Source organism: Kosakonia sp. H02, assembly GCA_030704225.1.
GTDB lineage: Bacteria > Pseudomonadota > Gammaproteobacteria > Enterobacterales > Enterobacteriaceae > Kosakonia.
In genome coordinates, this window is sequence record CP131915.1 from 3,326,081 (window position 1) to 3,339,522 (window position 13,442).

Genomic DNA, 13,442 nt, shown 5'->3' on the forward strand with positions numbered 1-13,442 from the left:
TGCATGAATATTAATAGATATTTTATATGGTATTTTAGTAGCACGTGGCCAAAATTATGGGATCAGAGTAGTCCTAAAAAGCGAAAATAGAAAGTCGATACTACAATATTTGGTAGGAATTATTCCAGATTGAATGCAGGGTCTTTGTCTGAAAAAGGGGGATTTCGGATTTTTCTTCGACACCAGAAAATATATTCACGGCGAAAAAGCAATATTTGCATCTTCGGATAGTCACGTACAGAACTATTCCCGTTGTAAATCGCCCATACTACGCAGATGAATTCCGTCGGTTTTGTACAATGTAGTAATACTTAATAGTAATACATCAACAATTAATGAAACCTTTCAGCAAAAATGATTTAGTGCAAATATTGAACAAAACTAGTCATCAACTCTAATTAGTAGAAGCGGTATTATTTATATTTTTCCCTTTGTATCGCCTTCGTTCCGACCCTTTCCAGCCCCGCTATCCCTCCCCTGATTGATCTTCCTCACAGCCAGACGGGTAATTTGTCTGGATTAACGCAAAATGCCAAACGCGGCACACGAATTATCTGATATTCGTCTATGGTTTTGGTCAAGGTTGATCGCAGCGGCCCCGCTGCCCGCCAGCTAAGGAGAAATCAATGATAAAACCCGTTCTGCGCCAGCCGCGCGCCCTGTTTTTAACAATACAACTCGCGTTGAGTGGAGCATTACTTGCTGTTGTGCCCCACTCTTTCGCGGCGGTTGAACAAAATCAGCCACAGTCGCCGGATATTCTGCTGGGCCCGTTATTTAACGATGTACAGAGCGCAAAACTTTTTCCTGACCAAAAAACCTTTGCCGATGCGGTACCCAAAAGCGATCCGCTGATGATCCTTGCGGATTACCGCATGCAGCGGAATCAAACCAGCTTCGATTTACGCCATTTTGTTGATGTTAACTTTACGCTTCCCAAAGAGGGCGAAGCCTATGTCCCACCGGCCGGGCAAAATCTTCGTCAACACATTGATGGATTGTGGTCAGAACTGACACGCACAACCGATAGTGCGGGCAAATGGGATTCGCTATTACCTCTGCCAAAACCGTACGTTGTACCCGGCGGACGCTTTCGTGAAGTCTATTACTGGGACAGTTACTTCACGATGTTGGGTCTCGCCGAAAGCGGCCACTGGGACAAGATTGAAGATATGGTGACCAACTTTGCCCATGAAATTGATACCTGGGGCCATATCCCCAACGGCAACCGCAGCTACTATTTAAGCCGCTCACAACCGCCATTTTTCTCCTTAATGGTGGAGTTACTGGCGACACATGACGGTGATGAGGCGCTGAAAACCTGGTTACCGCAGATGGAAAAAGAGTATCAGTACTGGATGGAGGGAGCCGATTCGCTGCAACCTGGGCAGACAAACAAACGCGTGGTGAAACTGAGCGATGGCAGCGTGCTGAACCGCTACTGGGACGATCGCGATACGCCGCGCCCGGAGTCCTGGCTTGATGATGTGACCACGGCGAAAAACAACCCTAACCGACCGGCAACGGAAATTTATCGCGATTTACGTTCCGCCGCAGCGTCAGGCTGGGATTTCAGCTCACGCTGGATGGACGATCCGAACCAGCTTGGCACCATTCGCACCACCAGCATCGTGCCGGTTGATCTCAATGCCCTGATGTTCAAAATGGAAAAAATGCTCGCCCGCGCTTATCAGGTCTCTGGTGATTCGGCAAAAGCCAGCCAGTATGACGCGCTGGCAACAGCACGGCAAAAAAGTATTGAAGCCAATTTGTGGAATGAAAAAGAGGGCTGGTACGCCGATTACGACCTGAAGACCAAAAAAGTGCGTAATCAGCTGACGGCCGCCGCGCTCTACCCACTGTTTGTGAATGCAGCCGCAAAAGATCGCGCCGATAAAGTCGCAGCGGCAACTCAGGCGCGTCTGTTGAAACCGGGCGGGATTTCGACCACTACCGTAAGTAGCGGACAACAGTGGGATGCGCCAAACGGCTGGGCTCCATTACAGTGGGTCGCCACTGCGGGACTGCAAAATTACGATCATCAGAAACTGGCGATGAACGTAAGCTGGCGGTTCCTCAGCAATGTGCAGCACACCTATGACCGGGAGAAAAAGCTGGTGGAGAAATATGACGTCAGCAGCACCGGAACGGGCGGCGGTGGCGGGGAATATCCTTTGCAGGATGGCTTCGGCTGGACGAACGGCGTAACGCTAAAAATGCTCGACCTCATCTGCCCGAAAGAGAAGCCGTGCGACAGCGTTCCGCAAACACAGCCGACGCAAAGCACGTCTCAGGCTCCTGTAGCAGAACCTGCCGCGCAGAAAGTGGCACAGTAAATTGCAGACGATAAAAAGGCCGCAGAATAATGCGGCCTTTTTTATAGCGTTAATTGCGGCGCAGCAATCTGTAAACTGCCAGCACCACAATTGCGCCAATGACCGCGACAATAAAACTGCGCAGGTTAAATCCTGTAATATCCCCGCCGTAACCGAACATGGTCGCGAGCCACCCGCCGACCACCGCACCGACTACGCCCAAAACACAGGTCAGAATAAAACCACCTCCATCGCGCCCTGGCATAATGAATTTGGCGATGACGCCAGCGATCAGGCCAAAAATAATCCACGCGATAATACCCATATTCACTTTCTCCTTCCGTTTAAGTCGTGTACAGGAACGCACCTTATTAGCAATGCGTTAACTACAGTATAGTTAGCAACCTCAAAAGCGCTGTCATCTCACGGACTTAATTCAAATAATAGGTAAGATTTTTCTATCGTTTGTATTAAGTTCTGACGCAAATTGCCGATAACACATCGACGCTGTGTCAGTCATCAAGGAGCCATTCGGCGTGAGTAATTACAGTGAGCAGTTCCTGAAGCAAAATCCGCTGGCCGTGCTGGGCGTATTGCGTGACCTGCAAAAAAACCAGGTACCGGTTTGCATCAGCTGGAGCAGCGGCCAGTTCATCAGCAAGATCCTGGATGTGGATACCGACGCGCTGGTGATGGATTTTGGCAGTCAGGATTACGAGAATAATGCAGTCCAGCGTGCCGGGAAGGTCACCATTACCGCTGAAACTCACGGCGCGAAAGTCGAATTCACGCTCAATAAACTCGTTACGGGCGATTATCAGGCTCTGCCAGCCTTTATTACGCCGCTGCCGGAAACGCTGTGGTTTATCCAGCGCCGGGAATATTTCCGTATCAGCGCCCCGCTGCAACCCGCCTATTTCTGCAAAGCGCAAATGCCGGATAAAAGCCAGATCCGCTTTCGTCTGTTTGACTTATCGTTAGGCGGTATGGGGGCCTTGCTGGATGGCCAACTGCCCGATGGGCTACAGACGGGCATGCGTTTTAGCCAGGTTGAGCTGGATATGGCCTCGTGGGGTCAGTTCTATTTTGATGCGCAGTTGATTGCGATTGGCGAGCGTAAAGTGATCGACGGGAAAAATGAAACGATAAGCACACCGCGCCTCAGCTTCCGCTTTTTGAATGTCAGCCCCGGCGTTGAGCGCGAGCTCCAGCGCATTATCTTTGCCCTGGAGCGCGAAGCGCGCGAACGCGCCAGCCGGGTGCGCTGATCACATCGCATCCATCGCTTTTTGGACTTTCCAGATATAGCGCGGCGCTTGTGGTGCGGGGTGTTTATCCGCCACGTGCTTCAGGAAAGCGTCGGCGCTTAAATCATTAATGTCCTCAATCGCCTCGCGTCTGTCTGATGAGAACGTTCGTAGCAATGCGCCCGCCCCATTCACGTAAGAAACCACCAGCGCGTACTGCATCACCTGCGGATCGCGAATGCCCGCCAGCGCGCCGTGCTCAAGAATGCTGAGATACGCTGCGCCCATGGAAATGTTGCGCTCCGGGTTTTTCAGTTCGCTGGTCGACGGTTGCCCGCTCCAGCCCATATGGCGATACACTTCACGCCCGGCCGTGGAGGCTTTTAATTGCATCAAACCGACCGCGTTGGATTTACTCACCAGATCCGGGTTACCGCCCGATTCAACCGCAATCATGGCAGTGAGCAACCGCGGGCTAACGCCCCATGCCGCACCGGCTTTCTCAGTGATGGGCATCCACTGCATGGCGCGTTTCACCGGTACTTGCGGGTTCCAGTCCGGGTTACGGTAATCCTGCTTTGAACTACATCCAGCCAGCAGCACGACTAAAAAAGCAAACCATCTTAATTTCACGCCAGAAAATCCTTATTTAAGATATTCATCACCTGGATGACAACGACACGGGTTAGCGGCATGATAACTGTTTGTGTATAGATGTCAGCAAGGAAATACCATGTCCACCTTCCACTTGATTGCCCCTTCCGGTTACTGCATTAATCAGCACGCGGCAGCGCTCGGCGTTGAACGCCTGACGCAACAGGGCCATCACGTCACGAACCAGCAGGTCATCGCCCGGCGTGAAGCGCGCTTTGCCGGAAGCGATGCCGAACGGCTAGCGGATATCAATACGCTTACGCAGTTAACGGGCGATAACCTGATTGTCATGCCCGTGCGCGGCGGTTACGGGGCCAGCCGCCTGCTGCCCAATATCGACTGGCAGGGGCTGGTCGCCCGCCAGCAACACCAGCCGCTCATTATTTGCGGCCACAGCGATTTCACCGTCATTCAGTCAGGATTATTGGCAATCGGCAAGACTATCACCTTTAGCGGCCCGATGCTGGCTGGCAACTTTGGCGCGCAGACGCTGGATGCCTTTACCGTTGAGCACTTCTGGCGAGCCATTAGCCATCAAACGTACAGTGTGGAGTGGGATGGCGAAGGGCCACGCTGCCATACGGAAGGAACGTTATGGGGCGGGAACCTGGCGATGCTGGCTTCGCTTATCGGCACGCCGTGGTTGCCGTCAATACCAGGCGGCATTCTGGTTGTTGAAGATATTAATGAGCACCCATATCGCGTTGAGCGCATGCTGTTGCAACTTTTGCATTCCGGCGTTCTGGCGCAGCAACGGGCGCTCATCCTCGGCAGTTTTTCCCACGCTCAGCCCAATGATTATGATGCGGGCTACACTCTTAATACGATGGTGGACTATCTGCGCGCGCAGTTGGCTATCCCGGTAATCACAGGTCTGCCATTCGGCCACGAGCCGCAAACCGTCACACTGGCCTTAGGCGCGCATGCCATATTGCAACATGCTGAAAAATCGCAATTGATAGTTTCTGGCCATCCCACAATCTCGGCATAAAAAAAGCGCTTAATGCCCTTATTAAAACGCTGTTTCTGCCGTTATTATAATAGGCAGTTATAAATCCCTGTAATGAACGCCACGGGGATCCCCACCGTAGAGATAAGGAGAAGCAGAACATTGGACGCTGAGGCGATAATCAGTCTGTTTATTCTGGGTTCAGTACTTGTAACCTGTAGTATTTTATTGAGTTCTTTTTCATCCCGCCTTGGTATTCCGATTCTGGTTATCTTTCTGGCAATAGGCATGTTGGCCGGCGTTGACGGTATCGGTGGTATTCCATTCGATAATTACCCTTTTGCTTATATGGTCAGTAACCTGGCGCTGGCGATTATTTTACTCGACGGCGGTATGCGTACCCGCGCCAGCTCCTTTCGCGTTGCGCTTGGCCCGGCGCTCTCTCTCGCTACTGTTGGTGTGCTGGTGACCTCTGGCCTGACCGGAATGATGGCTGCCTGGCTGTTTAAGCTGGATATTATGGAAGGCTTTCTGATTGGCGCGATTGTAGGCTCCACCGATGCGGCCGCAGTGTTTTCCCTGCTGGGTGGTAAAGGGCTGAACGAGCGCGTCGGCTCGACCCTTGAAATCGAATCCGGCAGTAACGATCCGATGGCGGTATTTCTCACCATCACGTTAATTGAGATGATCCAGAAGCATCACGCTGACATTGATACGACCTTCTTCCTGCATATTGTGCGTGAGTTTGGCCTCGGTATTCTGCTGGGAGGCGCAGGCGGTTATCTGCTGCAACAGATGATCAACCGCATCGCTCTGCCACCCGGTCTTTACCCCTTACTGGCGCTGAGCGGTGGGATCCTTATTTTTTCCGTCACCACCGCCCTGCACGGCAGCGGCATTCTGTCGGTCTATTTATGTGGTTTTGTCCTCGGTAACCGCCCTATTCGCAACCGTTACGGTATTTTGCAGAACTTCGACGGACTGGCCTGGCTGGCGCAAATCGCCATGTTCCTTGTGCTGGGATTACTGGTCACACCCTCCGATTTGTTGCCGATCGCCGTGTCCGCGCTGGTGTTATCTGCATGGATGATCTTTGTTGCCCGCCCGCTGTCGGTTTTCGCCAGCCTGTTACCGTTTCGCGGTTTTAACTTCCGCGAGCGCGTCTTTATCAGTTGGGTTGGCCTGCGCGGCGCTGTGCCGATCATCCTTGCCACCTTCCCGATGATGGCCGGGCTGGAGCATGCTCGTCTGTTCTTTAACGTCGCCTTCTTCGTGGTGCTGATTTCCCTGCTGTTTCAGGGAACTTCCCTCTCCTGGGCGGCGAAAAAAGCCAAAGTGGTGGTGCCGCCCGTTGGCTGGCCCGTTTCTCGCGTCGGGCTGGATATTCACCCGGAAAACCCCTTTGAGCAGTTTGTTTACCAGTTGAGCGCCGATAAATGGTGCGTTGGCGCGGCGTTGCGCGATTTGCATATGCCGGAAGAGACGCGCATTGCGGCGCTGTTTCGCGATAACAGCCTGCTGCACCCGACCGGTAGCACCCGCTTGCGCGAGGGTGACGTATTGTGTGTGATCGGTCGCGAAAAAGACCTGCCTGCGCTCGGCAAGCTGTTTAGCCAGTCGCCGCCGGTATCGCTGGATCAGCGCTTCTTTGGCGATTTCATTCTCGAAGCCGATGCCAAATTTGCCGATGTTGCGCTGATTTATGGTCTGGAGGAAGGGCTGGAGCATCGCGACAATCAGCAAACACTGGGCGATATCGTGCAGCAACTGCTGGGTGCAGCGCCGGTTGTTGGCGATCAGGTGGAGTTTGCCGGGATGATTTGGACGGTAGCGGAAAAAGCCGATAATGCCGTGTCAAAAGTGGGTGTCAGAGTGGTGGAAGACGAGGCGGAATAACCGCCTCGCCAGAAGTTACATTGTCACAACAGAGACGCGTGGTGCCAGGGCACACATCAATTCATAGCCCACCGTACCGGCCGCGCTGGCCACTTCATCAATCTTGATATCGTTCCCCCACAGCTCCACCGGCGCGCCAATACCGGCGTGCGGGCAAGGCGTGAGATCGACGGTTAACATATCCATTGAGATCGCGCCAACGACGGTAGTGCGAATGCCGTCCACCAGCACTGGGGTGCCGGTTGGGGCCTGGCGTGGGTAACCATCGGCATACCCGCAAGCCACCACACCAATGCGCTGCTCCGCCTGTGCGCGGTAGCGGCAGCCGTAACCTACCGTTTCGCCATGTTTTAACGTCTGTACCGCGGTAATTTCACTGCTGAGGGTCATCACCGGGCGAATACCGCTATTGGCAACGTCTTGCCACTTGCCAGATGGCGATGCGCCATAGAGCACAATTCCCGGTCGTACCCAGTCGTAATGCGCTTCAGGGTGCCATAACGTGGCGGCGGAGTTTGCCAGCGAGCGCGGTAATGACAACCCTTCTGCCGCCTGTTCAATGCGCAGCATGGGTTGAGTTATACCATCCGCGCGTTCTGCCTCGGCGAAATGGGACATCAGCGTGATGCTATCGACGCTGGCAAAACTGCGCAGTTGTTGCCAGACACTTTGCACCCGTTCAGGCGCAAAACCGAGGCGGTTCATGCCGCTGTTGATCTTCAGGTAGATATCAAGCGGTGCTTGTAGCGCGGCACTTTTCAGGGCATTGATTTGCCAGTTGCTGTGTACACTGGTGGTCAGGCGATATTTATCGAACAAGGGTAACTCGTCGGTATGAAAAAAGCCCTCCAGCATCAGGATTGGCCCCTTCCAGCCGCGTTCACGCAGTAAAATCGCCTCTTCCAGGTTGAGCATGGCAAAGCCATCGGTTTTGTTAAGGGTGGACCAGATACGATCAAGGCCGTGGCCGTAAGCGTTGGCCTTGACCACCGACCAGACTTTGGCATGCGGTGCCGCGCGGCGCACCACCTGCAAATTATTCTCCAGCGCTTGCAAATCAAGCGTGGCCAGAACCGGACGAGACATCATTGTTCCTTTTATGAGTTATGGACGCCATGTAAGTGTTGCGCCCGCGCAGGGACAAAGCCAGGCAGATAACGCGCGACACTAAGATCGTCTGCGGCGATGGCGGGCGTTTTGCCGGACATTAAGTCACTCAGCAACTGACCGGAGCCGCAGGCCATCGTCCAGCCCAGCGTGCCGTGACCGGTATTCAGCCATAAATTTTTATACGGCGTGCGGCCCACGACCGGCGTGCCATCCGGTGTCATTGGACGCAGGCCAGTCCAGAATGTCGCCTGTTCAACATGTCCACCACGTGGGAACAGATCGCGCACCACCATCTCCAGCGTTTCGCGCCGCGGTTGCAGCAGTTCGGTATTAAAGCCTACGATTTCCGCCATGCCGCCTACGCGGATACGCTGGTCAAAACGCGTGATAGCAATTTTGTATGTCTCATCAAGGATAGTGGAAACTGGCGCGCCATCTTCCTGCGCAACCGGAATGGTCAGGGAATAGCCTTTAAGCGGGTAAACCGGAATATCCACAATGCCTTTTAACAACGCGGTAGACCAGGAACCAAACGCCATCACGTACGCATCAGCTTTGACGACCTCTTCCCCGCATTTCACGCCATAAATTTTTTCGCCTTCATACAGCAGGCGATCCACCGGCGTATTGAAACGAAACACGACGCCTGCCTGTTCGGCCATGTTCGCCAATTGTTGGGTGAAAAGCTGGCAGTCGCCGGTTTCATCATTGGGCAGGCGTAAGCCGCCTGTGAGTTTATGCGCCACTTCCGCCAGCGCGGGTTCAACTTCCGCCAGCCGCGCGGACTCCAGCAACTGATAAGGCACACCGGCATCCTGTAATACCGCAATATCACGGGTGGCGTTTTCATACTGCTCGGCGGTGCGGAACAGTTGCAGCGTGCCGCCCTGCCGCCCTTCATACTGAATGCCGGTGGTTTCACGGAGCAGTTTCAGGCAATCACGGCTATATTCAGCCAGACGCACCATGCGCCCTTTGTTTTCCATATAGTGCCGGGTGTCGCAGTTACGCAGCATCTGCCACATCCATTTAAGCTGGGATGAAGAGCCATCAAGGCTAATAGCCAGTGGCGCGTGACGCTGGAACATCCATTTGATGGCTTTGAGTGGCACACCGGGTGCCGCCCACGGTGCGGCATAGCCGGGAGAAATTTGTCCGGCGTTCCCCGCACTGGTTTCCTGCGCCGGACCGGCCTGGCGATCAATTACTGTGACGTCATGCCCGGCCTGACGTAAATACCAGGCGCTGGCAACCCCTACCACGCCACTGCCTAAAACAACGACTCGCATATCCCTCTCCCGTGAGTAAAGCACAATCATCTAATTACAAATTGATAACTCAGATGAAAATATTATTCAACATATGGCTTTTTTATGGTGACCTTCCTCACAGCCTCTGCGCCTCATCAGGCCTGCCATTAATTAGCATCTCCTGCTACGGGTCATTTCGCCGCAGAATAATATTTCGTAGACATGACAATTCACGCAGTTGATACACAGAAAAATCGCGAAGAAATCGCTTTGCCTGGCGTACAGTTTGAAATGGGTGTTCTATGCTTGAAATGAGACACTCCATACAGAGAGTGTCGTTAACAATGAGGGCGCGCTAATGGCTACGATTGACTCAATGAATCAGGATTCTATTCGTCTGAGCGATGGACCCGACTGGACTTTCGATCTGCTGGATGTTTACCTGGCAGAGATTGACCGGGTGGCGAAACTTTACCGGCTGGATACCTATCCGCATCAAATCGAAGTGATCACCTCCGAGCAGATGATGGATGCCTACTCCAGCGTCGGTATGCCCATTAATTACCCTCACTGGTCGTTTGGTAAAAAGTTTATTGAAACCGAACGGCTGTACAAACATGGCCAGCAGGGGCTCGCTTATGAAATCGTTATTAACTCTAACCCCTGTATCGCCTATTTGATGGAAGAGAACACCATTACCATGCAGGCGCTGGTGATGGCACACGCCTGCTACGGGCATAACTCGTTTTTCAAAAATAACTACCTGTTCCGCAGTTGGACTGACGCCAGCTCAATCGTCGATTACCTGATCTTCGCGCGTAAATACATTACGGATTGCGAAGAGCGATACGGCGTGGACGAAGTGGAAAAACTGCTCGATTCCTGCCATGCGCTGATGAATTACGGTGTCGATCGCTATAAGCGCCCGCAAAAAATCTCATTGCAGGAGGAGAAAGCCCGGCAGAAAAGCCGCGAAGAGTATCTGCAAAGCCAGGTGAACATGCTGTGGCGCACGCTGCCAAAACGCGAAGAAGAGATAACCATCGCCGAAGCGCGTCGCTACCCCGCTGAGCCGCAGGAAAACCTGCTCTATTTTATGGAGAAGAATGCGCCATTGCTGGAGCCATGGCAGCGCGAGATCTTGCGCATTGTACGCAAGGTCAGCCAGTATTTTTATCCGCAGAAACAGACCCAGGTGATGAACGAAGGCTGGGCGACGTTCTGGCACTACACCATCCTTAACCACTTGTATGACGAAGGCAAAGTGACCGACAGGTTTATGCTTGAGTTCCTGCACAGCCATACCAATGTGGTGTTCCAGCCGCCCTATAACAGCCCTTGGTACAGCGGCATCAACCCATATGCGCTGGGCTTTGCCATGTTCCAGGATATTAAGCGGATTTGCCAGTCGCCCACGGAAGAAGATCGTTATTGGTTCCCGGATATCGCCGGTTCGGACTGGCTGGAAACCGTGCATTTCGCTATGCGCGACTTCAAAGATGAGAGTTTTATCAGCCAGTTTATGTCGCCGAAAATCATGCGTGATTTCCGCTTCTTCACCGTGCTGGATGACGATCGCAACAATTATCTGGAAATTAGCGCCATTCATAACGAAGAGGGTTATCGGGAAATCCGCTCGAAACTCTCCTCGCAATACAATCTCAGTAACCTTGAACCGAACATTCAGGTGTGGAATGTGGATTTGCGCGGCGACCGTTCGCTGACGCTGCGTTACATCCCGCACAACCGTGCACCGTTGGATAAAGGCCGCCGCGAAGTGCTCAAACATGTGCACCGTCTGTGGGGGTTTGATGTGTTACTGGAGCAGCAAAATGAAGATGGCAGCGTCGAGTTGCTGGATCGCTGCCCTTCGCGCACAAATAGCCTGTAACGAAAAAGCCCTCTGGTTGCAGAGGGCTTTTTTATGCTTACCGGCTCTGGAGCGCTAAATCCCCGGGCATCGTTTTCTGCATGCGGTGCCAAATCTCGCCGCTTTCGTGGCCGTAGCGACGCACCAGTTCGTAAACCTTATCGTGCTGCGCATGCTCGCACACTTCCGCCAGTTGATGATAGAAGCCGAGCGCCAGGCTGCGGGCTTCAGGGCTGGAGAAGTAATGGCGGCCAATGCGGGTATACAGCCCTTTCATCCCGTTCAGAATCAGACCATAGATCGGGTTGCCGGAGGCGAATGCCAGGCCACGGAAAATGCTGTAGTCCAGCTCAGCAAACGCGTCGGCATGGTCTTCCACTTCACGCGCGCTGGCCAGTACTTTTAAGGCATCCTCGGGATGCTGACGAAACGCCGTACGAATGAAGATGGTGGAAATATTGGTGCGAACGGACAAAAGATTGTCGATCAGTTGCGGAACACTTTCGTGATCCAGCCGCGCCAGCGTTTCCAGGATATTCAGCCCCGACGTTTCCCAGAAATTGTTCACTTTCGTCGGCTTGCCGTGCTGAATCGTCAGCCAGCCATCGCGAGCAAGACGCTGCAAAACCTCACGTAGTGTGGTGCGTGTGACGCCAATCAGCTCAGATAGCTCGCGCTCGGCAGGAAGGATCGAACCCGGAGGAAAGCGACAATTCCATATACTTTCAATGATGTACTCTTCTGCGAAACCCGCCGGGCTCTGCGCCTTAATAACCATAGAGATATCCATAATACAGCTAAGCAAAGGACACTCATCATACCAGAGGGAGTCCAGAGCAGGTAGCGTAGGGCGAGAAGAAAAAAGGGGATCGATGCGTCATTTTGGCGAATTTGCCTCGCTTATGATTTGTGCAAATACCCCTTTCATTCGAAATAATTCGTGCCCTTTTTCTGGGGTTCATTTTCACTTTTCACATGCTAAACATTCGATTACGCATTATTTTGCGTGTGCGCTAGTGGCCTCGGCTTTGATTTCGTTTACACTGCTTTTTCTACGCATCTTCCAGGGAAATGATTATGTTGCGATATTTGAACAAGTGCTCACGTGGGCGCGGTGCCTGGCTCTTGATGGCACTGACGGCGTTTGCGCTTGAAATGGTTGCGCTGTGGTTCCAGCATGTCATGCTGCTGAAGCCCTGCGTTTTGTGTATTTATGAACGCTGCGCGCTATTTGGCGTAATGGGCGCAGGTCTTGTAGGTGCAATTGCACCGAAAACGCCGCTTCGTTTTATTGCCCTTGCAATCTGGATCTACAGCGCCTGGCGCGGCATCCAGCTTGCGTGGGAACACACCATGATTCAACTCCATCCCTCCCCCTTCCTGACTTGCGATTTTGCCGCGCGTTTCCCGACATGGCTTCCGCTGAACAAATGGCTGCCGCAGGTCTTTGTGGCATCCGGCGACTGCGCACAACGTCAGTGGGAGTTTCTGACGCTGGATATGCCGCAATGGCTGTTGGGGATTTTTGTCGCTTATCTGGTGGTGGCGCTGTTGGTGCTGATTGCCCAGCCGTTCAAACCGAAAAAACGCGATCTGTTTGGTCGCTAAGAGAACGCTCCTTCGGGAGCGTTTTTGTTTTACATGCCGGGCCGATAGTCAATCCGCCCACTCAGGTTTGTTCAGAATGTGATCCTGCCAGTCGCGAACTTCTGATTCTTTAACAGCAATATGGCGAACAGAAATACGTTCGGCGTGCATCGCCGCTTTTGAACCGGTACGCAGCGGGTGCCAGACAGGCAATGCTTTTCCTTCTGCCAGCAAACGATAAGCGCAGCTTGGCGGTAGCCATTCGAAAGTGGGTAAATTCTCGCGGGTCAGTTTGATGCAATCTGGCTCGAACTCGAAACGACGTTCATAGTTGCGGCATTGACAGGTTTTGATATTCAACTGGCGGCAGGCAACGTTGGTGAAGTAAATTTCGTCGGTGTCTTCATCCATCAATTTATGCAGGCAACACTGTCCGCAGCCATCACACAGCGACTCCCACTCCGCGTCCGTCATTTGGTCGAGAGTTTTGCTTTGCCAGAAAGGAGTGTCGCTCATAATAAAATCCGCCATTGAAAACCAGGGTGCACCTTATAACCAGTCTGG

Annotated in this window: 12 protein-coding genes; 6 read left to right on the plus strand and 6 right to left on the minus strand. The window is 52.9% G+C overall.

Annotated elements, in window-relative coordinates:
• Positions 1–626 precede the first annotated feature (626 nt).
• Positions 627–2,336: an alpha,alpha-trehalase gene (locus Q5705_15550; GenBank protein ID WLI75995.1), complete on the plus strand. Its 1,710-nt coding sequence runs from the start codon at positions 627–629 to the stop codon at positions 2,334–2,336.
• 49 nt (positions 2,337–2,385) lie between these two features.
• Here the strand turns inward: Q5705_15550 and Q5705_15555 are convergent, their stop codons facing one another.
• Positions 2,386–2,640, minus strand: coding sequence for a GlsB/YeaQ/YmgE family stress response membrane protein (locus tag Q5705_15555; GenBank protein WLI75996.1), 255 nt, complete (start codon positions 2,638–2,640; stop codon positions 2,386–2,388).
• Positions 2,641–2,851: 211 nt separating this feature from the next.
• Between Q5705_15555 and Q5705_15560 the strand changes: the two genes are divergently transcribed.
• Positions 2,852–3,583 carry a flagellar brake protein gene (locus Q5705_15560; GenBank protein WLI75997.1) on the plus strand — a complete coding sequence of 244 codons (732 nt, stop codon included), beginning with the start codon at positions 2,852–2,854 and terminating at the stop codon, positions 3,581–3,583.
• Here Q5705_15560 and emtA read toward each other — a convergent pair whose 3' ends face one another.
• A complete protein-coding gene (gene emtA / locus Q5705_15565) occupies positions 3,584–4,195 on the minus strand; it encodes a membrane-bound lytic murein transglycosylase EmtA (protein WLI75998.1) in 612 nt (203 codons plus the stop codon). It lies immediately after the preceding gene.
• 100 nt (positions 4,196–4,295) lie between these two features.
• Between emtA and ldcA the strand changes: the two genes are divergently transcribed.
• Positions 4,296–5,207: a muramoyltetrapeptide carboxypeptidase gene (gene ldcA / locus Q5705_15570; protein WLI75999.1), complete on the plus strand. Its 912-nt coding sequence runs from the start codon at positions 4,296–4,298 to the stop codon at positions 5,205–5,207.
• A 120-nt stretch (positions 5,208–5,327) separates the two neighbouring features.
• Positions 5,328–7,061: a potassium/proton antiporter gene (locus Q5705_15575; protein ID WLI76000.1), complete on the plus strand. Its 1,734-nt coding sequence runs from the start codon at positions 5,328–5,330 to the stop codon at positions 7,059–7,061.
• A gap of 15 nt (positions 7,062–7,076) precedes the next feature.
• Here the strand turns inward: Q5705_15575 and dadX are convergent, their stop codons facing one another.
• Positions 7,077–8,147, minus strand: a complete 1,071-nt coding sequence (gene dadX, locus Q5705_15580; GenBank protein WLI76001.1) for a catabolic alanine racemase DadX — start codon at positions 8,145–8,147, stop codon at positions 7,077–7,079.
• Between the two features lie 11 nt (positions 8,148–8,158).
• Positions 8,159–9,460: a D-amino acid dehydrogenase gene (locus Q5705_15585; GenBank protein WLI76002.1), complete on the minus strand. Its 1,302-nt coding sequence runs from the start codon at positions 9,458–9,460 to the stop codon at positions 8,159–8,161.
• A 319-nt stretch (positions 9,461–9,779) separates the two neighbouring features.
• Between Q5705_15585 and Q5705_15590 the strand changes: the two genes are divergently transcribed.
• Positions 9,780–11,312, plus strand: coding sequence for a SpoVR family protein (locus Q5705_15590; protein ID WLI76003.1), 1,533 nt, complete (start codon positions 9,780–9,782; stop codon positions 11,310–11,312).
• 37 nt (positions 11,313–11,349) lie between these two features.
• Here Q5705_15590 and fadR read toward each other — a convergent pair whose 3' ends face one another.
• On the minus strand, positions 11,350–12,069 hold the full coding sequence (fadR, locus tag Q5705_15595) for a fatty acid metabolism transcriptional regulator FadR (GenBank protein WLI76004.1): 720 nt from the start codon (positions 12,067–12,069) through the stop codon (positions 11,350–11,352).
• A gap of 299 nt (positions 12,070–12,368) precedes the next feature.
• Here fadR and dsbB point away from each other — a divergent pair, with 299 nt between their 5' ends.
• A complete protein-coding gene (dsbB, locus tag Q5705_15600) occupies positions 12,369–12,899 on the plus strand; it encodes a disulfide bond formation protein DsbB (GenBank protein WLI76005.1) in 531 nt (176 codons plus the stop codon).
• Positions 12,900–12,947: 48 nt separating this feature from the next.
• Here dsbB and Q5705_15605 read toward each other — a convergent pair whose 3' ends face one another.
• The gene (locus Q5705_15605; protein WLI76006.1) at positions 12,948–13,394 is read right to left on the minus strand and encodes a YcgN family cysteine cluster protein; all 447 of its coding nucleotides are present in this window, start codon (positions 13,392–13,394) and stop codon (positions 12,948–12,950) included.
• Positions 13,395–13,442: the final 48 nt, after the last annotated feature.

Bases quoted from the DNA above. Each gene is read 5' to 3' on its own strand.
- Q5705_15585 (WLI76002.1), bottom strand. From the start codon at position 9,460: ATGCGAGTCGTTGTTTTAGGCAGTGGCGTGGTAGGGGTTGCCAGCGCC.
- fadR (WLI76004.1), bottom strand. From the start codon at position 12,069: ATGGTTATTAAGGCGCAGAGCCCGGCGGGTTTCGCAGAAGAGTACATC.
- dadX (WLI76001.1), bottom strand. From the start codon at position 8,147: ATGTCTCGTCCGGTTCTGGCCACGCTTGATTTGCAAGCGCTGGAGAAT.
- dsbB (WLI76005.1), top strand. From the start codon at position 12,369: ATGTTGCGATATTTGAACAAGTGCTCACGTGGGCGCGGTGCCTGGCTC.
- Q5705_15590 (WLI76003.1), top strand. From the start codon at position 9,780: ATGGCTACGATTGACTCAATGAATCAGGATTCTATTCGTCTGAGCGAT.
- Q5705_15605 (WLI76006.1), bottom strand. From the start codon at position 13,394: ATGAGCGACACTCCTTTCTGGCAAAGCAAAACTCTCGACCAAATGACG.
- Q5705_15555 (WLI75996.1), bottom strand. From the start codon at position 2,640: ATGGGTATTATCGCGTGGATTATTTTTGGCCTGATCGCTGGCGTCATC.
- ldcA (WLI75999.1), top strand. From the start codon at position 4,296: ATGTCCACCTTCCACTTGATTGCCCCTTCCGGTTACTGCATTAATCAG.
- Q5705_15550 (WLI75995.1), top strand. From the start codon at position 627: ATGATAAAACCCGTTCTGCGCCAGCCGCGCGCCCTGTTTTTAACAATA.